At 72.8% G+C, this 26,693-nt stretch carries 16 protein-coding genes and 1 pseudogene; 12 read left to right on the top strand and 5 right to left on the bottom strand.

The window, feature by feature from the left end:
- Positions 1 to 170 precede the first annotated feature (170 nt).
- From M4D82_RS24810 to M4D82_RS24835, 6 genes are all read left to right on the top strand, one after another.
- Positions 171 to 2,402 carry a glycogen debranching N-terminal domain-containing protein gene (locus tag M4D82_RS24810; protein WP_502988996.1) on the top strand — a complete coding sequence of 744 codons (2,232 nt, stop codon included), beginning with the start codon at positions 171 to 173 and terminating at the stop codon, positions 2,400 to 2,402.
- Between the two features lie 123 nt (positions 2,403 to 2,525).
- Positions 2,526 to 3,272 (top strand): NUDIX hydrolase, encoded by a 747-nt coding sequence (locus M4D82_RS24815; protein WP_249768131.1) that lies wholly within the window; start codon positions 2,526 to 2,528, stop codon positions 3,270 to 3,272.
- Between the two features lie 149 nt (positions 3,273 to 3,421).
- On the top strand, positions 3,422 to 5,461 hold the full coding sequence (locus tag M4D82_RS24820) for an ABC transporter ATP-binding protein (protein ID WP_249768132.1): 2,040 nt from the start codon (positions 3,422 to 3,424) through the stop codon (positions 5,459 to 5,461).
- A 202-nt stretch (positions 5,462 to 5,663) separates the two neighbouring features.
- Positions 5,664 to 6,551, top strand: coding sequence for a FadR/GntR family transcriptional regulator (locus M4D82_RS24825; protein ID WP_249768133.1), 888 nt, complete (start codon positions 5,664 to 5,666; stop codon positions 6,549 to 6,551).
- Between the two features lie 380 nt (positions 6,552 to 6,931).
- Positions 6,932 to 8,506 (top strand): RNA polymerase sigma factor, encoded by a 1,575-nt coding sequence (locus M4D82_RS24830; RefSeq protein ID WP_283844505.1) that lies wholly within the window; start codon positions 6,932 to 6,934, stop codon positions 8,504 to 8,506.
- 204 nt (positions 8,507 to 8,710) lie between these two features.
- On the top strand, positions 8,711 to 9,547 hold the full coding sequence (locus M4D82_RS24835) for a S1 family serine peptidase (protein ID WP_249768134.1): 837 nt from the start codon (positions 8,711 to 8,713) through the stop codon (positions 9,545 to 9,547).
- Between the two features lie 215 nt (positions 9,548 to 9,762).
- On the opposite strand, the gene M4D82_RS24840 is transcribed toward M4D82_RS24835, so the two are convergent.
- Positions 9,763 to 9,996: a DUF7455 domain-containing protein gene (locus M4D82_RS24840; RefSeq protein WP_249768135.1), complete on the bottom strand. Its 234-nt coding sequence runs from the start codon at positions 9,994 to 9,996 to the stop codon at positions 9,763 to 9,765.
- A 447-nt stretch (positions 9,997 to 10,443) separates the two neighbouring features.
- Between M4D82_RS24840 and M4D82_RS24845 the strand changes: the two genes are divergently transcribed.
- The 3 genes from M4D82_RS24845 to M4D82_RS24855 all read left to right on the top strand — a co-directional run bounded on the left by M4D82_RS24845 (position 10,444) and on the right by M4D82_RS24855 (position 14,830).
- Entirely contained in the window at positions 10,444 to 12,564 is a 2,121-nt protein-coding gene (locus tag M4D82_RS24845; RefSeq protein WP_249768136.1) for a DNA gyrase/topoisomerase IV subunit B, read from the top strand.
- Between the two features lie 185 nt (positions 12,565 to 12,749).
- Positions 12,750 to 13,241: a DUF485 domain-containing protein gene (locus M4D82_RS24850; RefSeq protein ID WP_249768137.1), complete on the top strand. Its 492-nt coding sequence runs from the start codon at positions 12,750 to 12,752 to the stop codon at positions 13,239 to 13,241.
- Positions 13,238 to 14,830 carry a monocarboxylic acid transporter gene (locus tag M4D82_RS24855; protein WP_249768138.1) on the top strand — a complete coding sequence of 531 codons (1,593 nt, stop codon included), beginning with the start codon at positions 13,238 to 13,240 and terminating at the stop codon, positions 14,828 to 14,830. Before M4D82_RS24850 ends, M4D82_RS24855 begins: the two co-directional genes overlap by 4 nt.
- 49 nt (positions 14,831 to 14,879) lie before the next feature.
- Here M4D82_RS24855 and M4D82_RS24860 read toward each other — a convergent pair whose 3' ends face one another.
- Together M4D82_RS24860 and M4D82_RS24865 are read right to left on the bottom strand one after the other, a co-directional pair.
- Entirely contained in the window at positions 14,880 to 15,578 is a 699-nt protein-coding gene (locus M4D82_RS24860; protein ID WP_249768139.1) for a DUF7342 family protein, read from the bottom strand.
- Positions 15,575 to 17,194: an ATP-binding protein gene (locus M4D82_RS24865; RefSeq protein WP_249768140.1), complete on the bottom strand. Its 1,620-nt coding sequence runs from the start codon at positions 17,192 to 17,194 to the stop codon at positions 15,575 to 15,577. Before M4D82_RS24865 ends, M4D82_RS24860 begins: the two co-directional genes overlap by 4 nt.
- 334 nt (positions 17,195 to 17,528) lie before the next feature.
- Here M4D82_RS24865 and M4D82_RS24870 point away from each other — a divergent pair, with 334 nt between their 5' ends.
- Positions 17,529 to 18,671: a CobW family GTP-binding protein gene (locus M4D82_RS24870; protein WP_249768141.1), complete on the top strand. Its 1,143-nt coding sequence runs from the start codon at positions 17,529 to 17,531 to the stop codon at positions 18,669 to 18,671.
- Positions 18,672 to 18,683: 12 nt separating this feature from the next.
- On the opposite strand, the pseudogene M4D82_RS24875 reads toward M4D82_RS24870, so the two are convergent.
- Together M4D82_RS24875 and M4D82_RS24880 are read right to left on the bottom strand one after the other, a co-directional pair.
- A pseudogene (locus tag M4D82_RS24875) lies at positions 18,684 to 20,911 on the bottom strand (restriction endonuclease).
- 128 nt (positions 20,912 to 21,039) lie between these two features.
- Entirely contained in the window at positions 21,040 to 23,496 is a 2,457-nt protein-coding gene (locus M4D82_RS24880) for a DNA gyrase/topoisomerase IV subunit A (protein ID WP_249768143.1), read from the bottom strand.
- A gap of 223 nt (positions 23,497 to 23,719) precedes the next feature.
- On the opposite strand from M4D82_RS24880, the gene M4D82_RS24885 reads away from it, so the two are divergent.
- A complete protein-coding gene (locus M4D82_RS24885) occupies positions 23,720 to 25,075 on the top strand; it encodes a M16 family metallopeptidase (RefSeq protein WP_249768144.1) in 1,356 nt (451 codons plus the stop codon).
- Positions 25,076 to 25,095: 20 nt separating this feature from the next.
- On the top strand, positions 25,096 to 26,463 hold the full coding sequence (locus M4D82_RS24890) for a M16 family metallopeptidase (protein WP_249772137.1): 1,368 nt from the start codon (positions 25,096 to 25,098) through the stop codon (positions 26,461 to 26,463).
- The last annotated feature ends 230 nt before the right edge of the window (positions 26,464 to 26,693 follow it).

Consider the following 26,693-nt stretch of genomic DNA (forward strand, 5'->3'; position numbering starts at 1 on the left):
TGTGGAGGGCGGCCGGTGGGAGCCCGCGCCATCGGGGCGCCGCACCGTACGGGCAGCCCCCGCCCGGCCCCGTGACCCGCGCGGGGGCGAGGGCGTTCAGCTGGAGGGTGGCGGGGACCCGGCCACGCCGCCGCCCAGCCGAACCGGCCGGAGTGCAGACAAGGCGTCACATGGCTCTCCCCGTCCCCGAAACGCACACGGTCCCCGAAACGCACGCGGTATCCGAAGCGCACGCGTCAGGGACCGCTCCGACAGCGGCCCCCGCCACGCCGCCCGTACCCCCGCCCGCTCCCCGACCGGCGGGGCACCCGCGAGGGGACCATCCGCAGGGGGACTCCGCCGGGCCGCCGGGCCTCGCGCCTCCGCGGCGGAGCCTCGGGGCGGCCCCACCCGCGCCGGCTGCGCCGCCCGGGGCCGGGGAGGCTCCGCCCGGACCTCCAGGCGCCGGGGCGCCCACGCGGTGGGCCGAACTGCCGCCCGTGCACGGCTCCGTCATCTGCGTCGCCGCGCCCGGCCTGGTCATCTCACCGGAGCACGGTCAGCTCACCGGGCGCGGGATCGAAGGGATCTACCGAGCCGGGCGCAGGCTGCTGTCCCGCTGCGTGCTGCGCGTCGGCGGCCGCGATCCCGTCTCCGTACAGGGACGCAGCCTCGGCGCCGACCGGGCCTCGTTCACCGCCACCGTCCGCACCGGCGTCGAGGCCGGGCCCGACCCCGACATCGGCGTGGAGCGGGTCCGCCACGCGGACGGCACCGAGCGCATCACCCTGCGCAGCTTCGCCGCCCGGCCCCTACGGCTCCCCGTGGAGGTGTCCCTCGGCACCGACCTGGCCGAACTGGCGGCGGTGGCGGCGGGCCGCGCCGGGCCCGAACTCGCCGCCGCCGTACACGCGGGCGGCCTGCGCTGGAGCGCCGGCGACGCCCTCGCCGTCACCGTCGCCGACCCCGCGCCCGACGACGCCCTCGCCTCGGCCGGGATGCTGCGTTGGGAACTCCCGCTCGGGCCCGGCGAATCCCGGACCATCGAGTTGCGCACCTCCCGCGACCGCACCACGCGGGCCCCCGCCGGACGGGTCGCCAACCCTCTCTCCGACGCCCGCGCCGAAGGGGACGACCCGAGAGCCGACGCCTGGTTCCGCACCAGCCTGGACGATCTCCGCGCCCTGCTCCTGAGAGACCCCGAGGAACCGGGCGACGCCTTCGCGGCGGCCGGAGTGCCGTGGCGGCTCGGGCTGGCGCCGGCCGAATCGCTGTGGGCCGCGCGCATGGCACTGCCGCTCGGCACCGGGCTGGCCGCCGCCACCCTGCGCACGCTGGCCCGCACCCAGACCGGGGGGCGGGGCGCCGACGCGGGGAAGATCCCCGGCCCGCTACGCGCCGCCGGAGCGCAGCTGCCGCCGGGCTGCACCGGGACAGAGGCCACCCTCGGCTTCCCGGCGGTGCTCGCCGAGGCCCGCCGGTGGGGGCTCGCCGAGGACGAGGTGGCCCGGCTGCTGCCCGCCGCCGAGGCCTGCCTGAACTGGCTGCGCGAGGCGCTCGGCAGCGACGGCTTCCTCGCCGACCCGGACCCCGGGCCCCGGCGCGTCGAAACCCAGGCCCACGCACACCGGGCCGCGCTGCTCGGCGCCGACCTGCTCGCCGCATGCGGGCGGCCCGGAGCCGCGGAGTGGCGGGAGTGGGCGGCCGCCCTGGGGGAGAGGTTCCGGGACCGGTTCTGGATCGACGGCCCGGACGGCGGGCGCCCCGCCGCAGCCCTGCACCCCGACGGGCGACCACTGCCCCGGCTGACCGGAGCCGCCGCGCACCTGCTGGACACCGGCCTGCTGGGCGGGGCGCGCCTGGCTCCCGGCCTGCTGGACCGGGTCCGCACCGAGCAACTCGCCCGCCTCCTCGGCTCCCCGGCCATGGACTGCGGCTGGGGGCTGCGCAGCATGGCCGCCAGGGAACCGGGACACAACCCCTTTGGCCACCGCGCCGGCGCCGTCCGCGCGTACGAGAGCGCGATCGCCGTGGCCGGGCTGATCCAGGCCGGCTTCGAGAAGGAGGCCGCGGGGCTGCTCCGCGGGCTGCTGGACGCGTCCGAGGCCTTCGACCACCGACTGCCGGAGATGTACGCCGGCGAACAGCGCACCGCCGACAGCGCCCCGCTCCCGCACCCGGCGGCCTGCCGACCCGCGGCCGTGGCCGCAGCGGCCGGGATCCACGCGCTCACCGCCCTGGCGGGGATCCGCCCCGACGCCCCGGCCGGGACCGTCGCCGTCGCACCCCCGGCGGGCGCCCCCCTCGGAGCCCTGCGCCTGTCGGACCTACGGGTCGCGGGGGAACCGTTCACCGTCCGGATCAGCCGGCTCGGCGTCGGCATGGTGGAGGAGGCGGCCGATGGGCTCCAACTGGGCGGCTAGGAGGTGTCCGGCGCGGGCCGGAGGGCCCCCAGTGCTCACGAAGCTGCGCGCCGGGTTCCGGATCACCGTCGCCGGGATCACGAAAGCTCTGTTTATCGTCAGGGAGACGACTATGATCGCCGCATGTCGCCCTACGACCCGTCGGCCTTCCCGCCCTTCGCCGTCACCGTCGACCTGGTCGTGCTCACCGTACGGCGCCACGCGCTCTGCGCGCTGGTCGTCAAACGGGGTGAGCAACCGTTCCAGGGACGATGGGCGCTGCCCGGTGGCTTCGTCCGCGGAGACGAGGACCTGGGGGCGGCCGCGGCCAGGGAACTCGCCGAGGAAACCGGCCTGTGCGCGCACGACGCGGCCGTACCCGGCGTCGACCAGGGCGCCCACCTCGAACAGCTCGCCACCTACGGCGACCCCGGGCGCGACCCCCGGATGCGGGTGGTCAGCGTCGCGCACCTGGTCCTCGCCCCGGACCTGCCCGCGCCCCGCGCGGGCGGTGACGCCAACAGTGCCCGCTGGGCCCCCGTCGACGAGCTCCTGGGCGGCTCCGAGCAGCCTTCCGGCGGCCTCGCCTTCGACCACGAGCGGATCCTCGCCGACGGAGTGGAGCGGGCCCGCTCGAAGATCGAGTACTCCTCTCTGGCCACCGCCTTCTGTCCGCCCGAGTTCACCGTCGGGGAGCTGCGGCGGGTGTACGAGGCCGTCTGGGGTGTGGCGCTCGATCCGCGGAACTTCCACCGCAAGGTCACCGGGACCCCCGGGTTCCTGGTCCCCGCCGGCGGTACGACGACCCGTCAGGGCGGCCGCCCCGCCCAACTGTTCCGGGCGGGCGGAGCCACCCTGCTCAATCCGCCCATGCTGCGCCCGGAGGTCTGACCCTCCCCAGAGGTCCGACGCTCGGAGGGCCCGGCCGACACGCACCCGACCCACCCAGGTCGAATGCGTTGAAAATCGGACATATCGCGTTACCTTGCTTGCGGTACTCACCCTGCCGCAGAGCGGTCTCACCCCCCGCGAGGGAAGCGATGCTCCAGGCCATCGGACTCACCAGCACCCCCCGTCGAGATCTCGCCCCCCTCGTGGACGACCTCACCTTCGAGGCCCGCCCGGGGTGTGTGACCGCCCTGCTCGGCGAACCGGGTTCGGGCAAGACCACCGCGCTGCGGCTCATGCTCGAACTCGAACCGGGCCGGGGCGTCACCTACTTCCGCGGTCGCCCCCTGCACCGGATCGCCCATCCCGCCCGTGAGGTCGGGGTACTGCTCGGGGACGTCCCCGGCCACCCGTCGCGGACCGTCCGCAACCAGCTGCGCATGCTCTGCGCCGCCGTCGGCGTGCCCGTCTCCCGGGCGGACGTGCTGATGGAGGTCGTCGGCATCGCCGGGCTGCGCGACCAGCGGCTCGGCTCGCTCTCCACCGGCATGGACCGCCGCCTCGGCCTGGCCGTCGCCCTGCTCGCCGACCCGTGCACCCTGCTGCTCGACGAACCCGCCGCCGGGCTCCCCGTCCGTGAACGGGCCTGGCTCCACGGGCTCCTGCGCGGGCACGCCGCCCTCGGCGGAGCGGTGCTCTACACCACCGACGACGCCAAGGAAGCCGCCCGCAACGCCGACCGCGTCGTCTCCCTCGCATCGGGCCGCCTCGTCGCCGACCAGGACGTCGCGGACTTCGCCCGCACCAGACTGCGCCCGCGGGTCGCCGTGCGCACGCCGCACGCGGCCCGGCTGGCCGACGTCCTGGGCCGCGAGGCAAGAGCCGCCCAACGAGCCGTGGAGATCGTCGAGGAGAGCGGCAACCGCCTGTCCGTCTACGGCAGCAACTGCGCCGAGGTCGGCGAGGCGGCCTTCCGCAACGGCGTCCTCGTCCACCAGCTCGCCGACGAGACCGGTGACGCCGGCGTCGCCCCGGTCCCGCCCGTACCGCAGGCCCGCACCCGCGCCGGCGGCACGGTGCGCGCCGAAGCACGGGTCGAAGCCGTCCCCCAGGCGCGCACGGCGACCGCCTCCCCGGCCACCACCCCGACCACCCCACCGGGAGCCTTCCAGAGCGCCTTCCCGAGCGGCACAGGCCACCCCCCGATCCCGGCCGACGTCCACCCCGACGTCCACCCCGACGTCCACCCCGACGTCCTCCCCGACCCGCACCCCACGGCCGAACCCGCCCCCGAGGCGCGCTCAGAGGCTCGCGCCGAGCCCCGCCCCGCGTCCCGCCCCGAAGCGCGCCCGCCCGGCGCGACGGACGCGGACGAGGTGCCCGCCGCGACCGCGTGGTCCGTCCCGCCGGTGCGCCGTATCGGCGGTCCCCTGCGGCCGGTTCGCTACGAGCTGCTCCGCGTCTTCGGCACCGCCACCCCGTTCCTGACGGCGACCCTCGTCGTCACCGTCTCCGTCGTCACCGCCCTGGTGCTCGCCCGCGCCGGGCACACCTCCCTCAGCCGCGTCCTGCTCGCCTGGCCCGCGCCGCTGCCGTTGCCCCCCGCCGCTCTCGGCGCCGGACTCCTCGGCGCCCTCGCCTTCGGCGAGGAGTACCGCTACCCCGCCCTCGCCGCCGACCGGGGCACCGTGCCGCGGCGCCTGGGCCTGCTCGTCGCCAAGCTCGGCGTCTGCGCCGCCCTCGCCCTGGCGCTCGGGGCGTTCGCCGTCGCGGCCGACGCGGCGGCCCTGCGGCTCGTGTTCGACCACGGTCCCCTGCGGGCCCCGACGGACTGGATCGCGCCCGCCGTCAGTTGGGCCGGGCTCCTCATCGGATGCGCCTGGGTCGGAGTCCTCGCCTCCGGGGTGTTCCGCTCCGCCACGGCGGGACTGCTGGCGGTGCTCGCCGTACCGATGGCGGTGGTACCGCTGGTGCGCAAGGCGCTCGACGGGCCGTCCGCGCACCCCGTGCACGGCATCGCCGCCCGGCTGCGCGGTCTGAGCTGGTCGCCGTGGCCCCCCGAGGGGGACCGGCTCGTCCTGGGGGCCCTTCGGGTGATGGCCCAACCCCTCGCCGCCGCAGTGGTGTTGTCGCTTATGGTCCTGTTGTGCGCCTATGCGTTCACAGGATTGCGCAGTCGCGTCCGCCGGTGATCGCTCCGGTGCGGGAGTCGACCCCCGAACGACCGGGGAAGTCCACATCGAGCCCCCTGCATGCGAAGGGGACCGCAAGTCCTCACAAAAGGCCCGGTTCTTTACGATAAGTCGTCAATTGCGCAGGTGGCACCGATCACCCTTTCGTGTGCTTTTCACCAAAGACCTCAAGGGTCGCCGAGGCACGACCGACAAAGGATTCGTGAGTACCCTTGCGCACACCATGATGACCGCCGCCCGCCATGCCGACACCGGCCTCGCCGGCGCGGGCGAACTCGACCGCTACCCCTACCCGGAGGCCCCCGGCTCCGACCGGGTCGGACCACCCCACTGGGACGGAGCCGACGTCGAGTTGAGTCGTGTCGGCCGCCGGGCGGCGGGCAGCCGCGGCCGCGGACTGCACGGCCAACTCGTCCAGCAGCTCGGCCAGATGATCGTCTCCGGCGACCTCGGCGCGGACCGGCCCCTGGTCCCCGAGGAGATCGGCCAGCGCTTCGAGGTCTCCCGGACCGTCGTCCGCGAATCGCTGCGGGTGCTGGAGGCCAAGGGCCTCGTCAGCGCCCGGCCCAACGTGGGCACCCGGGTCCGGCCGGTCGCCGACTGGAACCTGCTCGACCCCGACATCATCGAGTGGCGGGCCTTCGGGCCCCAGCGCGACGACCAGCGCCGCGAGCTGAACGAGCTCCGCTGGACCATCGAGCCGCTGGCCGCCCGGCTCGCCGCCGGCCACGACCGCCCGGACCTCCAGCAGCGCCTCGCCGACATGGTCGAGATCATGGGCCACGCCCTCGGACAGGGTGACGCGATCACCTTCACCCGCGCCGACAACGAGTTCCACTCGCTCCTGATCCAGATCGCCGGCAACCGCATGCTGGAGCACCTGCACGGCATCGTCTCCGCCGCCCTCCAGGTGTCCGGCGGACCCGTCACCGCCTGCGACCGCCCCAGCGAAACCTGCGTCGCCCACCACGCCCGCATGGTCGAGGCCCTCGCCGCCGGCGACTCGACGGGCGCCGAGAACGCCATGCGTCAGCTCCTGACGGTGCACCCGGAGGTCGAGCGCGTGGTCCCCGCCCCGCGCGAGCACTGACACGCCGACGCGCGGGGGCGCTGGGGCGCGGGGTGCACCACCTGTCGCCGGGCCCGCGCACGGGCCCGGCGACACCGGTGTACGGGGCCCTTTTGAGCCCCGGGCGGACGCTCCCGACCGTAGGACCGGCGTGAGGGTGAGACGGGCGGGAGAGGCGGGTGTGATTCGGGCCACCAAAGATTGGGCGTAACGCTCCGCGACGTCACACGATGACTTAAGCGGTGATGGCCGACGGAGGGAAGACAGCAGCCCTTGGGGGTGCTGTACAGCTCCCCGGCCCCTGCCCGCGCCCCCGGCCCATCCCCAGTCGGTGGTCGTCGGCTCCGGTCGAGCACCAGGCCGGGGTCGGAAGCCGTTCCCATCGTTCCGAGAGGTTGTTCGTGTCGGCCAGCACATCCCGTACGCTCCCGCCGGAGATCGCCGATTCCGAGTCTGTGATGGCGCTCATCGAGCGGGGCAAGGCCGAGGGGCAGATCGCCGGCGATGACGTGCGTCGGGCCTTCGAGGCTGACCAGATTCCTGCGACCCAGTGGAAGAATGTTCTGCGCAGCCTCAACCAGATCCTCGAGGAAGAGGGTGTGACGCTGATGGTCAGTGCCGCGGAATCGCCCAAGCGCACCCCCCGCAAGAGCGTCGCGGCGAAGAGCCCCGCCAAGCGGACGACGACCCGGACCGTCGCGGCGAAGACGACGGCCGCGCCGGCCTCGGCCGAGGGCCCCGAGACCGACGAGAGCGCGATGACGGCCCCCGAGCCCGTCGACGCGCCCGCCGAGGATCCCACCGCCGAGCCCGTGGCGAAGAAGACGGCGGCGAAGAAGACGGCCGCGAAGAAGACCGCCGCGAAGAAGACGACCGCCAAGAAGACGGCGGCGAAGAAGACGGCCGCCAAGAAGGACGCGGACGAGGGCGTCGAGGAGACCCCGGAAGAGGGTCCCGAGGCCGTGAAGGCCGAGTCGGAGGACGAGGAGGAGGGCGAGGGGAACAAGGGATTCGTCATCTCCGACGACGAGGACGACGCCCCCGCCCAGCAGGTCGTCGTGGCCGGCGCCACCGCCGACCCCGTCAAGGACTACCTCAAGCAGATCGGCAAGGTCCCCCTCCTCAACGCCGAGCAGGAGGTCGAGCTCGCCAAGCGCATCGAGGCCGGACTCTTCGCCGAGGACAAGCTCGCGAACTCCGACAAGCTCGCCCCCAAGCTCAAGCGCGAGCTGGAGATCATCGCCGAGGACGGACGGCGCGCCAAGAACCACCTGCTGGAGGCCAACCTGCGCCTCGTGGTCTCGCTGGCCAAGCGCTACACCGGTCGCGGCATGCTCTTCCTGGACCTGATCCAGGAGGGCAACCTCGGTCTGATCCGCGCCGTCGAGAAGTTCGACTACACCAAGGGCTACAAGTTCTCCACGTACGCGACGTGGTGGATCCGCCAGGCGATCACGCGCGCCATGGCCGACCAGGCCCGCACCATCCGCATCCCGGTGCACATGGTCGAAGTGATCAACAAGCTGGCCCGTGTGCAGCGCCAGATGCTCCAGGACCTGGGCCGCGAGCCCACCCCGGAGGAGCTGGCCAAGGAACTCGACATGACCCCCGAGAAGGTCATCGAGGTCCAGAAGTACGGCCGCGAGCCGATCTCCCTGCACACCCCGCTCGGCGAGGACGGCGACAGCGAGTTCGGTGACCTCATCGAGGACTCCGAGGCGGTCGTCCCGGCCGACGCGGTCTCCTTCACGCTCCTCCAGGAGCAGCTGCACTCCGTCCTCGACACGCTCTCCGAGCGCGAGGCCGGCGTGGTCTCCATGCGCTTCGGCCTCACCGACGGCCAGCCGAAGACGCTCGACGAGATCGGCAAGGTCTACGGGGTCACCCGCGAGCGCATCCGCCAGATCGAGTCCAAGACCATGTCGAAGCTGCGCCACCCGTCCCGCTCGCAGGTGCTGCGCGACTACCTCGACTGACCGGCGCCGACGCCGGCGGTCGCACCACGGCCGGACCCCCGCGGAGGGGGTCCGGCCGTCGTACGTGCGGGGTCGTGGTCGGAAGGGGGCGCGCAGCCGCGGGAGCGGGGGCGCGACCGCACACGGCGGTTCGCGCGGGTGCGCACGGCCACGGGGCATTCCACTCTGGGTGGAAGTCATCCACACCCAGAGTCAGGAGACCCTATGCGTCTTTCCCCAGCCCGTGCCCTGGCGGGCGCACTGGCCTTGGTGGCGGGAGCCGCCGTGGCACCCCTGGTCCAGGCTCCCGGGGCCGTGGCCGACGGCGTCGTCATAGGTGGCAAGCCGGTCAAGGTGGCGGACAGCCCCTGGGTGGTGGCCCTCGCCAGCCGTGACCGGTTCGGGGGTATCCGCGACGGGCAGTTCTGCGGGGGTGTCCTCGTCGGCCCGACCACGGTGGTGACCGCGGCCCACTGCCTGGGCCGGCAGGTGCTCGGCGGTCCGGTCGAGTCCGTCACCGACCTTCGGGTGATCACCGGCCGTACGGAGCTGCACGCGGAGGAGGGTCGCGAGATCGCCGTGAGGGCGGCCCGGGTGAACCCCGCCTACGACGCCCGCAGCAACGCGGGGGACCTCGCCGTGCTGGAGCTGTCCGAAGCCGTGCCGGCCGCGCATGTCCTGCCGATGGCGGCGGCCGGTGACGAGGCCTACACGCCCGGTACGGACGCGGACGTGTACGGCTGGGGCGACACGAGCGGATTCGGGGACTACCCGCACGGGCTGCGGGCGGCCCGGGTCGCCGTGCTGGACGACGAGGTCTGCCGGCGGGCGTACCCGGGTGACGCGGACGGCCGCTTCCAGGCCGAGTCCATGGTGTGTGCGGGGGACCGGGGAGGCGGCAAGGACGCCTGCCAGGGGGACAGCGGCGGTCCGCTGGTGGCGCGGGGGCGGCTGATCGGCCTGGTGTCCTGGGGGCGGGGCTGCGGCCGCTCCGACAGTCCGGGCGTGTACACCCGGATCGCCCCGTTGGTCGACTTTGTGAGCGGCCCCGAGAGGCGCTAGCGGCCGGACTGGGTGGAGGAACACCGTGCGGGGTGCCCGGAGGGGCTCCAGGCGCCCCGCACGGCCCGGCAAAGGGGTGCGGCGGCTCGTAGGGGACGCCTGGTGCGGGGAAGGGCCTCGGATATGAGGACGGGCGGCTTCCCTGGGTCTCAGAGATGCCGCCCGTCGACCGGCCTGGCCGGTCCTGGCTCGTCGGATGCGAGGTAGGCCTTGTGTCAGCGGTCCTCGGGGTCGGCAGCGTTGGCGGCCGGAGCGGTGAGCCGCTCGGTCTCATCCTGTATTTCCGCGGCGATCTTCTTGAGTTCCGGCTCGAACTTACGCCCGTGGTGGGCGCAGAAGAGCAGTTCACCACCGCTCAGGAGGACGACGCGCAGATATGCCTGGGCGCCGCAACGGTCGCATCGGTCAGCGGCCGTCAGCGGGGTCGCGGGGGTCAGAACAGTAGTCACGTCGCCTCTTCTCTAGCTCGACGAGCTGTCGTACCAGGGTCAACATCCAACCAGGCCGAAAACGTTCCCGCTCTCGGCTTTTCCTCGAAACTTCCTTCCGAAGCTGGCCGGCTGTTGCCGGTTGGCGGCGAAGGAGCCGTATTGCGTTGCTTTACGGTTTCGCGTTGTCAGTCGTTCGCTTGTAGCAGTTCCCGTCCTCCCCGGCGTGGGCGCCGGTTGTTCATGAGGACGTGCCCGAACCCTAAATGGTTCATGCCTGGAAGGGAACGTGATGTTTGCTTCACCCCGACGGGGGATCGAACACTCGTGCGGATCTGGACTAGGCTGTGGAACCGACGAGGGTGGCGTTGCATCGGCTCTACCAGGCCTCGGTACCCTTCGACCGGCAACCGAGCCACCCCTGCGCCCGACCGGGCCAGAAAAGAAATTCAGCGAGGAGCGAACTGCGTGACCGCCGACACGTCCGTGCCTTCCAGCGCGCTGCTGTCCGGAGCAGACCGGGACGGCTCCAACTACACCGCGCGGCACCTGCTCGTCCTCGAAGGCCTCGAGGCCGTCCGCAAGCGCCCCGGCATGTATATCGGCTCCACGGACAGCCGAGGCCTGATGCACTGCCTGTGGGAGATCATCGACAATTCCGTCGACGAGGCCCTGGGCGGCTACTGCGACCACATCGAGGTGATCCTCCACGAGGACAGCTCCGTCGAGGTCCGTGACAACGGCCGCGGCATCCCGGTCGACGTCGAGCCCAAGACCGGCCTCTCCGGCGTCGAGGTCGTCATGACCAAGCTCCACGCCGGCGGCAAGTTCGGTGGTGGCTCCTACGCGGCCTCCGGCGGCCTGCACGGCGTCGGCGCCTCCGTGGTCAACGCCCTGTCGGCCCGCCTCGACGTCGAGGTCGACCGGGGCAGCTCGACCCACGCCATCAGCTTCCGCCGCGGCGTCCCCGGCGTCTTCGCCGAGCAGGGCGCGGACAGCCCGTTCGACCCCGCGAACGGCCTGCGCAAGATCAAGCGGATCGCCAAGGGCAAGACCGGCACCCGGGTCCGCTACTGGGCCGACCGCCAGATCTTCCTCAAGGACGCCCGCCTGGGCCTGGAGACGCTCTACCAGCGCGCCCGCCAGACCGCCTTCCTCGTCCCCGGCCTGACCATCGTCGTCCGCGACGAGCGGGCCATCGACGGCGCGGGCAAGACCGAGGAGACCTTCCGCTTCGACGGGGGCATCAGCGAGTTCTGCGAGTACCTCGCCCAGGACAAGGCCGTCTGCGACATCCTGCGACTGACCGGCTCCGGAACGTTCAAGGAGACCGTCCCGGTCCTCGACGAGCGCGGGCACATGACCCCCACCGAGGTCACCCGCGAGCTGGGCGTGGACATCGCCCTGCGCTGGGGCACGGGGTACGAGACCAACGTCAAGTCCTTCGTGAACATCATCGCCACCCCCAAGGGCGGCACCCACGTCTCCGGCTTCGAGCGCTCCGTCGCCAAGACGGTCAACGAGGTCCTGCGCTCCGCGAAGCTCCTTCGCGTGGCCGAGGACGACGTGGTCAAGGACGACGCGATGGAGGGCCTCACGGCCGTCGTCACCGTCCGCCTCGCCGAGCCGCAGTTCGAGGGCCAGACCAAGGAGGTGCTCGGCACCTCGGCGGCCACCCGGATCGTCGCCGCCGTCGTCGCCAAGGAGCTGAAGGCCTTCCTGACCTCGACCAAGCGCGACGACAAGCAGCAGGCCCGCGCCGTGATGGAGAAGATCGTCGCGGCCGCCCGGACCCGTATCGCGGCCCGCCAGCACAAGGAGGCGCAGCGTCGCAAGACCGCGCTGGAGTCCTCGTCCCTGCCGGCCAAGCTGGCCGACTGCCGCAGCGACGACGTGGACCGCAGCGAGCTCTTCATCGTCGAGGGGGACTCGGCGCTCGGTACGGCCAAGCTCGCGCGGAACTCGGAGTTCCAGGCGCTGCTGCCGATCCGCGGCAAGATCCTCAACGTCCAGAAGTCCTCGGTCTCGGACATGCTCAAGAACGCCGAGTGCGGCGCGATCATCCAGGTCATAGGAGCCGGCTCGGGCCGCACCTTCGACCTCGACGCCGCCCGCTACGGCAAGATCGTCCTGCTCGTCGACGCCGACGTGGACGGCGCGCACATCCGCTGCCTGCTGCTCACGCTCTTCCAGCGCTACATGCGGCCGATGGTCGAGGCGGGCCGGGTCTTCGCGGCCGTGCCGCCCCTGCACCGGATCGAGCTGGTCCAGCCGAAGCGCGGCCAGGACAAGTACGTGTACACGTATTCGGACAACGAGCTGCGCCAGACCCTCCTGGAGTTCCAGCGCAAGAACATCCGCTACAAGGACTCGATCCAGCGCTACAAGGGCCTCGGCGAGATGGACGCCGACCAGCTCGCGGAGACCACGATGGACCCCCGCTTCCGCACCCTGCGGCGGATCAACATCGGCGACCTGGACTCCGCCGAGCAGGTCTTCGACCTGCTCATGGGCAACGAGGTGGCCCCGCGCAAGGAGTTCATCACGGGCTCCGCGGCCACCCTGGACCGCTCGCGCATCGACGCCTGATCCGGGCCGGCGTCCGGCCGGACGCCTCGGACACGCCCGGAGCCGATTTCCGGAAACGGCACACCGGCGCTCTTCACTCCATCACCTGAAGGAGTGAAGAGCGCCGGGACACCAGTCCGGAAACCGGCCATTCCGCACATCCTTGTGGGCACGCGGCCAATGCGGCGGCGGACAAGGAGAGTTCGGTGGACAAGCACGATGGTCGTGATGCCGGAACGATCCGGTTGGACGACCCCTGGTACGACGCCCTGGCCGTGGGCTGGGGCGAGGGCGAGGGCGACGAGACGGTCGCCGCCGGCCCCGCCGCCGAGGGGCGGACCGCGCCCGGCGCGTCCGACATCTACCTGGAAGTGCAGCGCAGCGCCGCCTTCCAGGAGGTCCGCGGCCGGTACCGAAGGTTCGTCGTCCCCGCGACCGCCGGTTTCCTCCTCTGGTACATCGCCTACGTGATCGCGGCGACGGCGGCGCCCGACCTGATGGCCCGGCCCGTGTTCGGCGCCGTCAACGTGGCCCTCCTCGCCGGCCTCGGGCAGTTCCTCACCACCTTCCTGCTGACCTGGGCGTACGCCCGCCACGCACGACTGCGTCGGGACCGGGCGGCCCTCGACCTGCGCTGGACCGTCTTCGAGCAGGAGCGCGGCCAGGAGCGCGGTCGCGCCCGGGGGGAGGGCCGGTGAACACCGAACACCAGACCCTGGCGCTGATCCTCTTCAGCCTCTTCATCGCCGTCACCCTCGGCATCACCACCTGGGTCAGCCGCAACCGGCACGGCTCGGCCGAGGAGTTCTACGCGGGCGGCCGACTCTTCTCCCCCATGGAGAACGGTTTCGCCATCGCCGGCGACTACATGTCCGCCGCCTCGTTCCTCGGCATCTCCGGACTCATCGCCCTCTTCGGCTACGACGGCCTGCTGTACTCGGTGGGCTTCCTCGTCGCCTGGCTCCTCGTGCTGTTCCTGGTCGCCGAACTGGTGCGCAACTGCGGTCGCTTCACGCTCGCCGACGTCGTCGCCGCCCGGATGAGGGAACGGCCGGTGCGGATCGCCGCCGGGACCTCGTCGGTGGTGGTCTCGGTGCTGTACCTGGTGGCGCAGATGGTGGGCGCGGGAAGTCTGGTGGGCCTGCTGCTCGGCGACTCCGGTCCCGGAGCCCGGACCCTGACCGTCATCGGGGTCGGCGCGCTGATGGTCGTCTACGTCTCCTTCGGCGGGATGCGGGCCACCACCTGGATCCAGATCGTGAAGGCCGTCCTGCTGATGGGCGGCGCGATCACGCTGACGGTGCTCGTGCTGGCGCGCTTCCACGGGAACCTCGACCTGCTGCTCGGCTCCGCCGCCGAGCGCAGCGGACACGGCACCCGGTTCCTGAGTCCCGGCCTGCGGTACGGGGGCGGTTGGACGGCCCGGGTCGACTTCATGAGCCTCGGGCTCGCGCTCGTGCTCGGCACGGCCGGGCTGCCGCACATCCTGTCGCGCTTCTACACCGTGCCGACCGCGCGGGCGGCCCGCCGCTCGGTGGTGTGGGCCATCGCCCTGATCGGCGGTTTCTACCTGATGACCATCGTGCTCGGCTTCGGAGCGGCCGCGCTGGTCGGGCCGGCCGAGGTGAAGGCGTCCCACGCCTCCGGCAACACGGCGGTACCGCTGCTGGCGGCCCACCTCGGCGGCGGCGCCGGCTCCACCGGCGGCACCGTGCTCTTCGCCCTGGTGGCCGCGATCGCCTTCGCGACCATCCTCGCGGTGGTCGCCGGGATCACCCTGGCCTCCTCGGCCTCCGTCGCGCACGACCTCTACGCCTCCCTCAAGCGCCGGCACGCCCGTCAGCGCGGCGAGGTGGCCGTGGCCCGGATCGCCGCCGTGGGCGTCGGGGCCGTGGCGATCGCCCTGGGGTTGCTCGCCCAGGACCTGAACGTGGCCTTCCTGGTGGGCCTGGCCTTCGCGGTGGCGGCCTCGGCGAACCTGCCGGCGCTGCTGTACTCGCTCTTCTGGCGGGGGTTCACCACGCGCGGGGCCGTCTGGTCGGTGTACGGGGGGCTGGTTCCGGCGGTGCTGCTCGTGGTGCTCTCGCCGGTGGTCTCGGGGAGTCCCGAGTCGCTCTTCCCCGGAGTCGACTTCCAGTACTTCCCCCTCCAGAACCCGGGGATCGTCTCGATCCCGCTCGGCTTCCTCGCGGGCTGGCTGGGCACCGTCACCTCCGGTGAGGAGGCCGACGAACGGCGGCACGCCGAGACGGAGGTCCGCTCGTTGACGGGGGCCGGCGCGGTGTGAGGCGCCGGAGCTGCCGGACGCGTGGGACCCGTCCGCGGCCCGGCGGGCGTCAGGATCCGGCCGACGGGACCCAGGCGTAGCGGTGTTCGGGGCGGCCGGTCTCTCCGTAGCGCAAGGCGAGGGTGACGCGGCCGGCGCGGTCGAGGAGCTTGAGGTAGCGCTGGGCGGTTTGGCGGCTGATGCCGGCGCGGTCGGCGACCTGCTGGGTGGACAGGGGGCCTTCGGCGGTGCGCAGGACCTGGCGGACCAGCTCCGCGGTGGTGGGGGAGTGGCCCTTGGGCAGCTCGTTCGGACTGCCGGCGGCGGCGAGGGCGCCGAAGATGCGGTCCACCTCGTCCTGTTCGGCCTCCCCGCCGGCGGAGAGCGAGCGGCGCAGGGCGGCGTAGGCCTCCAGCTTGGCGCGCAGGCCGGCGAAGGTGAACGGTTTGACCAGGTACTGGAGCGCGCCCAGGCGCATGGCGGCCTGGACGGTGGCCAGATCGCGGGCGGCCGTGACCATGATCACGTCGGTGTGCCGGCCCTGCTGACGCAGGCGGCGGACGAGGTCGAGCCCGTTCTCGTCCGGGAGGTAGTGGTCGAGCAGGACGAGATCGACCGGGCGGGCGGCGAGGAACTCCAGCGCCTCGGCGGCGGAATGCGCCTGCCCGCAGACCCGGAACCCGGGAACCTTCGCCACGTAGGCCGCGTTGATCAGGGCAACACGCATGTCGTCGTCGACGACCAATACGTGGATCGGGGACTCGTTCATCGCAGCGCCTCCGGAAGTACGACGGAGAATTCCGCCCCTCCGTCCTCTGCCTCCCCGGCTCGGGCGCTGCCGCCCTGCCGCTCCGCGAGGCGGCGTACGAGGGCGAGGCCGAGCCCGCGCTCGCGGTGGGCCCTGGGCTGCTTCGTCGACCAGCCCTCGGTGAAGATCTCCTCGCGGCGCGCGGCGGGGATGCCCGGACCGCTGTCGCGGACCGTCAGGACGGCCGTGCGGCCCCGCGCGCGGATGTCGACCTCGACCAGGGGCGCCGCCGAGCCCACGGCCGCGTCGAGGGCGTTGTCGACCAGGTTGCCGAGGATCGTCACGAGGCCGCCCGGGTCCACGAGGCGGTCGGGGAGCAGGGCGGCGGGAGCGAGCCGCAGGGGCACGCCCCGCTCGGCGGCGACGGTGGCCTTGCCCACCAGCAGGGCCGCGAGCAGGGGGTCGTGGATCCTCTCGGTGACCTGCTCGGCGGTGGTGCGGTGCACACCCACGACCTCGGTCACGAAGGCGACGGCTTCCTCGTGCAGGCCCAGTTCGAGGAGGCCGAGGAGGGTGTGGAGGCGGTTGGCGTGCTCGTGGTCCTGGGCGCGCAGGGCGTCGATGAGGCCCTTGGTGGAGTCGAGTTCGCGGCCGAGGTGTTCGACCTCGGTGCGGTCGCGCAGGGTGGCGACGGCGCCGCCGTCGGCGGTGGGCATCCGATTGGCGACCAGGACGCGCGGGCCCTGCACGGTGAGCAGGTCGCGGCCGGTGACGCGGCCGGCCAGGACGTCGCTGGTCCGGCCCGGCCCGAGCACCTCGTCCAGCGGGCGGCCGGCGAGGGTGGGCGCGGCGTCCGGGGGCAGGCCCAGCAGCCGGGCGGCCTCGTCGTTGACGAGCCGGACCCGGTCGTCCCCGTCGAGGGCGATCACTCCCTCGCGGATGGAGTGGAGCATCGCCTCGCGCTCGGCGAGGAGGCCGGCGATATCGGAGAAGGCCAGGTCGCGGGTCTGCCGCTGGATCCTGCGGGAGAGCAGGTAGGCGGCCAGCGCGCCGACGGCGAGGGCTCCGCCGGCGTAGGCGAGGAGGCTGGGGATGGCGCCCAGGAGTCGGTCGCGCACGCCTTCGTAGGCGATGCCGACCGATACCGCGCCGACGATCCGCCCGTCGGGGGCGATCAGGGGGACCTTGCCGCGGGCGGAGCGGCCCAGGGTGCCCTCGTCGATTTCCATCACCTCGTGGCCGGCGAGGGCCTCACCGGGATCGGTGGAGACGGGCCGGCCGATCCGTTCGGGGTTGGGGTGGGAGTGGCGGATGCCACGCGGATCGAGGACGACCACGTACTCCGCCCCGGTCGCCCGGCGGATCCGCTCGGCCGCCGCCTGGACCGGGCCGTCCGGCGTGGGGGCGGTGGCCGCCCGCAGGTCGGCGGCCACGTTCGGGTCGGCCGCCGTGCTCTGGGCGATGGCGAGCGCGCGCCGCATGGCCTGGTCGTCCAGCTGGGCGCCCAGCGGAGCCAGGAAGAGCCCCGTGGCCAGCGCGAGGACCCCGGCGGCGAGCGCCAGCTGGGTGAGCAGGATCTGCGAGACGGCCCGCCGGGGCAGGCCGAGGCGCCGAGAGCTCGTGGGGAGGTACCGCATGACCAGTAACCGTAGGTCGGCGACGCCGGAAGCGGAATGCCTGGCTTCATCCGGCTTGCGGAGTTCGGGTCCGGCGCCGGGCCAGGTCGCACCGCTCGCCGCGGGTGAGGGCCGGGCGGCGTGGTGCCGTCGATCAGGTGGGAGGGCTCGGCGGAGCGGGAGCGGCGGCGGGCAGGGGCGCCGTTCGCGCCGTCCCGTCCGGGAGGCGCCGATCGCGGGGACCGCCACGCCCGCGCGGACGTCATGACCCTCCGGTGGGGCAGCCCGCTGTGACCGGCGCCGCCCGGCCGGTTCCCGTGCCACACCGGCCCCGGCGCCGGCTACGATCGACCGGGTGAACAGCAGGCAGCAGCAGCCCGAGCCAACGGTCCCCGTCGTCGTCCTCTCCGGTTTCCTCGGATCCGGCAAGACCACCGTGCTCAACCACCTCCTCGCCCACCGGGCGGGCACCCGCGTCGGGGTCGTCGTCAACGACTTCGGATCGATCGAGATCGACGCGATGTCGGTGGCCGGCCAGGTCGGCGACTCGATGGTCTCCCTCGGCGGCGGCTGCCTGTGCTGCGCGGTCGACGGCAGCGAGCTCGACGCGTACCTGGAGAAGCTCGCGGCGCCCGTCCACCGGATCGACGTGATCGTCATCGAGGCCAGCGGGCTCGCCGAGCCGCAGGAGATGGTCCGGATGCTCGTGGCCAACGAGAACCCGGCGATCCGCTACGGCGGGCTGGTGCAGGTCGTGGACGCGGCCGAGTTCGAGGCGACCCGCGCCCGGCACCCCGAGACCGACCGCCACCTCGCCGTCGCCGACCTGGTGGTCCTCAACAAGGTCGACCGCGTGGACGCCGCCGAACGTTCCCGCATCGAGGGTGAACTCGCGCGGCTCTGCGCCCCCGGCACCCCGATCGTCGGCGCCGACCACGGACGCATCGACCCGGAACTCCTCTTCGACCGGCGCCCCTGGACCGAGACCCGCGGCCAGCTCTCCTTCGAGGACCTGCTCGCGGAAGGCCGGCGGGAGGAGCACGCCCACGACGCGCACGACGCGCACGCCCACGCGCTCTACGAGAGCGTCGAGTTCACCTCCGACCAGGCGCTGTCCCCGCGCCGTTTCCTCGACTTCCTCGACCGCCGCCCGGCCGGCCTCTACCGGATCAAGGGCTTCGTCTGGTTCGGGGTGCCCGGCCACGAGGAGCGCTACGAGATCCACGCGGTCGGCCGCTTCCTGCGCTTCGTCCCCGGCCCCTGGGGGCGGGGCGAGCCCCGCCGCAGCGAGCTGGTCCTGATCGGCTCAGGCACGGACGGGCCGGGCCTGCTGCGCGAACTGGAGGCCTGCCGCGAGCCGGCCCCGCACGAACTGCCCCCGGAGACCATGTGGGGCGTCCTGCGGTATGTACCGAAGCCACCGGCCGAGGCCCCTCAGGACACGGAGGACGACATGGTGGAGGACACGGCGGAGGACACGGCGCGCGACGCCTTCTAGGAGCCTCGGGCCTCAGGCCACCTCGATGCCGTACTCGCGCAGCAGGTCCTCCAGGCCGCCCCGGTACCCCTTGCCGCCGATCACGAACTTCCAGTCGCCGTTCGGGCGGCGCCGGAACGAGCCGAGGACCAGGGCCGTCTCGCCCGCGCGGCCGTCGGAGACCTCCAGGCGGTCGAGCTCCCGGCCGTCCGCGTCCAGGAGCCGGATCCGGGCGTCGGTGAAGCCCGCGAGGTCGGCGTCCGGATTGACCTCCGGGTCGATCGCGGCGACCAGTACCAGGCGGTCGGCGCGCTGCGGCAACGCGTCGAAGCCGACCTGCACGGCGGCCTTGTCGGGTGCGGAATGCGGGCGGGAGCGGACGGAACCGTCCGGGGTGGCAGGGTTGTTGAAGAAGACGAAGTGGTCCTCGGTCAGCACCCGGCCGCCCTCGCAGACCAGCGCGCACACGTCGAGCGCGACCGCGCCCGACCAGGACATGCCCAGTACGTTGTGATCGGCGGGCACGGGCGGTACGGCGGGTATGGGCGGTACGGCGGGTATGGCCAGTCCGGCGGGTCCGGCAGGTCCTGCGGGTCCGGCCGGTCCCGAGACGAGCGTGGGGTCCACCGGTACGGCGACCAGGGTCGGTTCCGCCGCGCGTGGGGCCGGAACGGCGGCGGCGGAGACCGAGCCCCCGCCCAGCCGGCCCCGCAGCCCGTAGCGGTGCAGCAGTTCCACGAGGTCCGCCCCGGGAACCAACTCCAGCGGCTTGCCGTTGGCAAAGGTGTACGACCCCGGCCCGAAGGACGAGGTGGTGACCAGCACCCCCTTGTTCGCCCCCGCGTCCTGGACGGTGCCGTACAGGTCCCGTACCGCCGTCGGCGGCACGGTGTTGCGGTACCGCTTGACCTGCACCACGATCCGCCCGCCCCGGATCGGGGCCGGGTCCAGCGCCTCGACGTCCACGCCGCCGTCACCCGACCGCTGCGTGGTCACCGCCTCCATGCCCATCGCCCGGAACAGTTCGGCGACCAGGTTCTCGAAGGCGATCGGGTCCATCGCGAAGAGATCGGGCTCGTCCTCGCCGCCACCCGTGTGCCCGCCGTGGCTCACGACGGCGTCCGCGCCGCCGACCTCGTCCGGCCTGCGCCCCGCCCGTACGGCCGTCAGTTGATCCGGCCGCGTCGACAGCTGCCCGCGCAGGCCCTCGGTGAGGCAGTCCACCGCGCTCACCTGCTCCAGCCGCAGCCCGGAGAAGGCCGCCCGCGTGGTCTGCGCCGTGGCCAGGACGATCCGGGCCTCTTGCCCCGTCACCGGATCGTGGTCGTCCACGAACCCGTTGACCACCACCGAGTCCAGCGCGCCGAACTCGTCCGCCGCGTACAGCTCGCGCAACACCAGCAGCACGCACTGCGCCAGCAGGTCCCGGTACAGCGCCCGGCGCTGTGTCGCCGGCCGGGCCGTCTCCTTGTCCTGGTCCGTACTCGGCATGTACCGCACGGACTTGGCCTCGGGCACCACCTCGTACCGGGGCAGCTCCCAGTCCAGGACCAGTTGCCGCGGTCCCGGGTCGTAGGCCGCCGAGACCTGGCGCGGCAGGTCCTGCGGCCAGGCCGTGGAGGCGTACAGGGCCGCCGAGAAGTACTCCACCGCCGCGTCGGCATCGCCCGCGCGCAGCGCGTCCGCCAGCTCGACGAGCCCGCTGTTGTGGGCCCGGATCGCGGCCAGCCGGCCCGCCGCCCACTGGTCGTACTGCTGCCGGTACGCCGCCAGCTGCCGCTGCCGTTCCTGCTCGGCGGCGTGGGCGGCCTGCCAGGCGGCGGTGTAGCGGTCGTGCGCCTCGCGTTCCGCCTGCGCCCGGCGGTTCGAGCCGAGCCCCCATCCGCCGCTCTGCTGCTGGATCTGCTGGAACTGGTGCGGTTGCGGCATCGGCACCGGCTGTCCGAGGGGGCCCGGAGCGAAGGGTTCGAGCCGCTCCTCCTGCACCATCGAGGCCATTCGGAACGCGGGCGCCCGGCAGCCCGCGGCCAGCAGCCCGCGCAGGGCCGCCACCTCCGCGTCGATCCGTTCGGTGCGGCGCGCGGCCTCGGCCTCGCGGTACTGCCGGTAGGCGGCCTGCTGCTCCCTGCGGCCCCGGGCCGACTCCCGCTCGTGGGCCCGCTGCGGCGCTCGGCCTCGCGCTGTTGCATCAGCCGCGCCCGCTGCTGCTGTCGTTGGGCCTCGGCCCACACCCCGACCAACCCGCTCGACCGACGACTCATCCGCTGCGCTCTCCCCCCACCGCTTGTACGAGGAAAACACTAGGGGGTGTCCGGCCCTGTCAGGGGCGTCTTCGCCGGGCTGTCCGCGAAGACGCCCCTGACAGGGCCGATGGCGGGAAGAGTCGCGCCTACAGGGCCGAGCCCGCCAGGTGGGCCACGGCGGCCGGCAGGGCCGTGCCCGAGCCGTCCCGGCGCGGGTCGACGGCCGGCAGCGCGGCCGGGGCGCCGTTCGCGGTGGCCGCGCGGACCGGGGTGTTCCCGGCCCAGGCCAGCACGAGCAGGTCCTCGCCCTTCAGGAACCGCTGGCAGCGCACGCCGCCCGTCGCCCGCCCCTTGCGCGGGTACTGGTCGAAGGGCGTCAGCTTCCCGGACCGCATCGAGTCGTCGAGCGTCCCGTGCGAGCCCGCCACGCTGAACACCACGGCGTCCCGCGCCGGGTCCACGGCCGAGAAGTGGATCACCTTGGCGCTCCCGGTGAGCTTGATGCCCGCCATACCGCCCGCCGGACGGCCCTGCGGGCGGACCTGACCGGCCGGGTAGCGCAGCAACTGCGCGTCGTCGGTGATGAAGACGAGGTCCTCCTCGCCCGTGCGCAGCTCGACCGCGCCGACGATCCGGTCACCCTCCTTGAGGGTGATCACCTCCAGCTCGTCCTTGTTCGCCGGATAGTCCGGCACGACGCGCTTGACCACACCCTGCTCGGTGCCCAGGGCCAGGCCCTGCGAGGACTCGTCGAGGGTGGTCAGGCAGATCACCGTCTCATCGGCCTCCAGCCCGGAGACGAACTCGGCCAGCGGCGCCCCGCCCGCCAGGTTCGGCGCGGCGTGGGTGTCCGGCAGCTGCGGCAGGTCGATCACCGACAGCCGCAGCAGCCGCCCGTACGAGGTCACCACGCCCACCTCGGCGCGGGCCGTCGCCGCGACCTGCGAGACGATCACGTCGTGCTTGGCGCGAGGGGCGCCCTCGTCCTCCGGCAGCGGTTCGCCGGTCACGGTACGCGCCAGCAGGCCCGTCGAGGACAGCAGCACGCGGCACGGGTCGTCGGCGACCTCCAGCGGAACCGCCCCGACCTGCGTGGCCGCCGACTCCAGCAGCACCGTACGGCGCGGGGTGCCGAACTTCTTGGCGACCGCCGCCAGTTCCGAGGAGACGAGCTTGCGCAGCTCGCTGTCGGAGTCGAGGATCCCGGTCAGCTCGTCGATCTCGCCGGTCAGCCGGTCGCGCTCGGACTCGAGCTCGATCCGGTCGAAGCGGGTCAGCCGGCGCAGCGGCGTGTCCAGGATGTACTGCGTCTGGATCTCGCTCAGCGAGAAGCGCTCCATCAGGCGCTCCTTGGCCTGGGCGGAGTTGTCGCTGTCCCGGATGATCCGGATGACCTCGTCGATGTCGACCAGGGCCACCAACAGGCCCTCGACCAGGTGCAGCCGGTCGCGGCGCTTGCCGCGACGGAACTCGCTGCGCCGGCGGACGACCTCGAAGCGGTGGTCGAGGTATACCTCCAGCAGTTCCTTGAGGCCGAGCGTCAGCGGCTGTCCGTCGACCAGCGCGACGTTGTTGATGCCGAAGGACTCCTCCATCGGCGTCAGCTTGTAGAGCTGCTCCAGGACGGCCTCCGGGTGGAAGCCGTTCTTGATCTCGATGACCAGGCGCAGGCCGTGCGAGCGGTCGGTGAGGTCCTTGACGTCCGCGATGCCCTGGAGCTTCTTCGAACCGACCAGGTCCTTGATCTTCGCGATGACCTTCTCGGGACCGACCGTGAAGGGCAGTTCGGTAACGACCAGGCCCTTGCGGCGCGGCGTCACGTCCTCGACGGTCACGGTGGCACGGATCTTGAAGGTGCCTCGACCGTTCTCGTAGGCGTCCTTGATCCCGGACAGGCCGACGATGCGACCCCCGGTCGGCAGGTCGGGACCCGGGACGAAGCGCATCAACGCCTCCAGGTCCGCCTCCGGGTGCCGGATCAGGTGGCGGGCGGCCGCGATGACCTCGCCCAGGTTGTGCGGGGCCATGTTCGTGGCCATGCCGACGGCGATGCCGGAGGCGCCGTTGACCAGGAGGTTCGGGTACGCGGCGGGCAGCGCGACCGGCTCCCGCTCCTGACCGTCGTAGTTGGCGGTGAAGTCGACCGTGTCCTCGTCGATCGACTCCGTCATCAGCGACGTGGCGTCGGCCATCCGACACTCGGTGTAACGCATCGCGGCCGGCGGGTCGTCGTTGCCGAGGGAACCGAAGTTGCCGTGGCCGTCGACCAGGGGCAGTCGCATCGAGAAGGGCTGTGCCATGCGCACGAGGGCGTCGTAGATCGACGCGTCACCGTGCGGGTGCAGCTTGCCCATGACCTCGCCGACGACGCGCGCGCACTTCACGTAGCCGCGGTCGGGGCGCAGGCCCATCTCGTTCATCTGGTAGACGATGCGCCGGTGCACCGGCTTCATGCCGTCGCGGGCGTCGGGCAGGGCGCGGGAGTAGATCACCGAGTACGCGTACTCGAGGAAGGAGCCCTGCATTTCGTCGACGACGTCGATGTCGAGGATCTTCTCCTCGAAATCCTCCGGCGGCGGGGTCTTCGTGCTGCGGCGGGCCATCGCTGCGCGGCTCCTTAACCAAGAATCGGGGTGTACGGGGGTTCGTACGGTGCGTACGGGCTGTCCGCACGGGGGCGACGCGGACCATTGTGGCCCGACGCTCCGACAACGCCGACTCCGACCCAGGCGGGAGCCCGGGAACTTCTCCGGTGGTCGGCGCGCTTGCATACAGTGGCAGGTCGATACGAAATCTCTGCATCGCGAGCGAAGGGACCACATGCCCATGGGTCACACGGCCACAGCTCAGGCGGGCTCCGGCGGCCTGACAGCGACCGAGCACCGGCTGGCCAACGGCCTGCGCGTGGTGCTGTCCGAGGACCACCTCACCCCGGTCGCCGCCGTCTGCCTCTGGTACGACGTCGGCTCGCGCCACGAAGTCAAGGGGCGGACCGGCCTTGCTCACCTCTTCGAGCACCTGATGTTCCAGGGTTCGGCGAGCGTACCGGGCAACGGGCACTTCGAGCTCGTCCAGGGAGCCGGCGGCTCCCTCAACGGTACGACCAGTTTCGAGCGCACCAACTACTTCGAGACCATGCCGGCCCACCAGCTGGAACTCGCCCTGTGGCTGGAGGCGGACCGGATGGGTTCGCTGCTGGTCGCCCTGGACGACGAATCCATGGAGAACCAGCGCGACGTCGTCAAGAACGAGCGCCGCCAGCGCTACGACAACGTGCCGTACGGCACCGCCTTCGAGCGGCTGACCGCCCTGGCCTACCCCGAGGGCCACCCGTACCACCACACCCCCATCGGCTCCATGGCCGACCTGGACGCGGCGTCCCTGGAGGACGCGCGCGAGTTCTTCCGTACGTACTACGCCCCCAACAACGCCGTCCTGGCGGTCGTCGGCGACATCGACCCCGAGCGGACGCTCGCCTGGGTCGAGAAGTACTTCGGCAGCATCCCCGGCCACGACGGCAAGCAGCCGCCGCGCGAGGGCTCGCTGCCCGAGGTCATGGGCGGCCAGCTGCGCGAGGAGATCGTCGAGGAGGTCCCGGCGCGTGCGCTGATGGCCGCCTACCGCCTGCCCCACGACGGCACCCGCGAGTGCGACGCCGCCGACGTGGCGCTGACGATCCTGGGCGGCGGCGAGTCCTCCCGCCTGCACAACCGCCTCGTACGCCGCGACCAGAGCGCGGTCGCGGCCGGCTTCGGCATGCTGCGCCTCGCCGGGGCGCCCTCGCTGGGCTGGCTGGACGTGAAGACCTCCAGCGGGGTCGAGGTGCCCTCCATCGAGGCGGCCGTGGACGAGGAGCTCGCGCGGTTCGCCGCCGAGGGCCCCACCGCCGAGGAGATGGAGCGCGCCCAGGCGCAGCTGGAGCGCGAGTGGCTGGACCGGCTGAGCACGGTGGCCGGCCGCGCCGACGAACTGTGCCGCTTCGCGGTGCTGTTCGGCGACCCGCAGCTGGCGCTGACCGCCGTGGCACGGGTCCTGGACGTCACCGCCGAGGAGGTGCAGGCCGTGGCCGCCGCCCGGCTGCGGCCCGACAACCGCGCGGTGCTGGTCTACGAGCCGTTGACCGCGCCCGGGGACGACGAGTCCGATGAGAACGAGGACGAGAACGAGGGGGCGGAGCAGTGAACGACACCGCAGCCGTGACCATGACCTTCCACCCGCGCCCGCAGCCCGGCGAGGCCAAGCCCTGGGCCTTCCCGGCCCCGGAGCGGTCCACCCTGTCCAACGGCCTGACCCTGCTGCGCTGCCACCGCCCCGGCCAGCAGGTCGTCGCGGTCGAGGTCAACCTCGCCGCGCCGCTCGACGCCGAACCGGAGGGCCTCGACGGCCTGGCCACCATCATGGCCCGTGCCCTGTCGGAAGGCACCGACAAGCACAGCGCGGAGGAGTTCGCGGCCGAGCTGGAGCGCTGCGGCGCCACGCTCGACGCGCACGCCGACCACCCGGGCCTGCGCGTCTCCCTGGAGGTCCCGGCGTCCCGCCTGGCCAAGGCCCTCGGCCTGCTCACCGAGGCGCTGAGCGCCCCCGCCTTCGACGACGGCGAGGTCGACCGGCTGGTGCGCAACCGGCTCGACGAGATCCCGCACGAGCTGGCCAACCCGCAGCGCAGGGCCGCCAAGGAGCTGTCCAAGGAGCTCTTCCCGGCCTCCCTGCGCATGTCCCGCCCGCGTCAGGGCACCGAGGAGACGGTCGCGCGGATCGACTCCGCGGCCGTACGCGCCTTCTACGAGGCCCACGTGCGCCCCGCCACCGCCACCGTGGTGATCGTCGGCGACCTGACGGGTATCGACCTTGACGCCGTGCTGGCCGACACCCTGGGCACCTGGACCGGCGACACCGCCGAGCCCCTCCCGGTCCCGCCGGTGACGGCCGACGACACGGGTCGTGTGGTCATCGTGGACCGGCCCGGAGCGGTCCAGACGCAGCTGCTGATCGGCCGGATCGGTCCGGACCGCCACGACATCGTGTGGGCCCCGCAGGTGCTCGGCACGTACTGCCTCGGCGGCACCCTCACCTCCCGCCTGGACAAGGTCCTGCGCGAGGAGAAGGGCTACACCTACGGCGTGCGCGCCTTCGGCCAGGTGCTGCGTTCCACCGCCGACGGCAAGGGCGCCTCGATGATGGCCATCAGCGGCTCCGTGGACACCCCCCACACCGGTCCGGCGCTGGCGGACCTGTGGCAGGTGCTGCGCACCCTCGCCGAGGGCGGCCTGACCGACGCCGAGCGGGACGTGGCCGTGCAGAACCTGGTGGGCGTGGCCCCGCTGAAGTTCGAGACCGCGGCCTCCGTCGCCGGGACCCTCGCCGACCAGGTCGAGCAGGAGCTGCCGGACGACTACCAGGCGCGGCTGTACGCGCGGTTGGCCGAAACGGGTACGGCGGAGGCCACTTCGGCGGTCGTGAGCGCCTTCCCGGTGGACCGGCTGGTCACCATCCTGGTCGGTGACGCGTCGCAGATCGAGGAGCCCGTACGGGCCCTCGGCATCGGCGAGGTCACCGTCGTGTCCAACTGACGCGCCCACGGCCCGATTCGACCGTGATTTCGGGGCGTACACCACCCGTGTGACAAGGGACCCCCGCCGGATGCTCCGGCGGGGGTTCTTTTGTCCGTTTAGTGGCGTGGTTGCTTGTATGCGGTGTGGCGTACGCAACAAAAAGGCTCGTCTGTTTGGCGATTGACTGATGATCCGCCTAGCGTCGGCCCTGCTGTCCGTCAGTTGATACGCGCCGCACCCCCGCGGCA

Origin of the sequence: Streptomyces sp. RerS4, assembly GCF_023515955.1 — a bacterium.
Classification (GTDB): domain Bacteria; phylum Actinomycetota; class Actinomycetes; order Streptomycetales; family Streptomycetaceae; genus Streptomyces.

Coding starts and splice junctions, on each gene's coding strand:
- M4D82_RS24815 (WP_249768131.1), top strand. CDS start 2,526: ATGTCGCCCTACGACCCGTCGGCCTTCCCGCCCTTCGCCGTCACCGTC.
- M4D82_RS24810 (WP_502988996.1), top strand. CDS start 171: ATGGCTCTCCCCGTCCCCGAAACGCACACGGTCCCCGAAACGCACGCG.
- M4D82_RS24820 (WP_249768132.1), top strand. CDS start 3,422: ATGCTCCAGGCCATCGGACTCACCAGCACCCCCCGTCGAGATCTCGCC.
- M4D82_RS24835 (WP_249768134.1), top strand. CDS start 8,711: ATGCGTCTTTCCCCAGCCCGTGCCCTGGCGGGCGCACTGGCCTTGGTG.
- M4D82_RS24865 (WP_249768140.1), bottom strand. CDS start 17,194: ATGCGGTACCTCCCCACGAGCTCTCGGCGCCTCGGCCTGCCCCGGCGG.
- M4D82_RS24860 (WP_249768139.1), bottom strand. CDS start 15,578: ATGAACGAGTCCCCGATCCACGTATTGGTCGTCGACGACGACATGCGT.
- M4D82_RS24880 (WP_249768143.1), bottom strand. CDS start 23,496: ATGGCCCGCCGCAGCACGAAGACCCCGCCGCCGGAGGATTTCGAGGAG.
- M4D82_RS24885 (WP_249768144.1), top strand. CDS start 23,720: ATGGGTCACACGGCCACAGCTCAGGCGGGCTCCGGCGGCCTGACAGCG.
- M4D82_RS24890 (WP_249772137.1), top strand. CDS start 25,096: ATGACCTTCCACCCGCGCCCGCAGCCCGGCGAGGCCAAGCCCTGGGCC.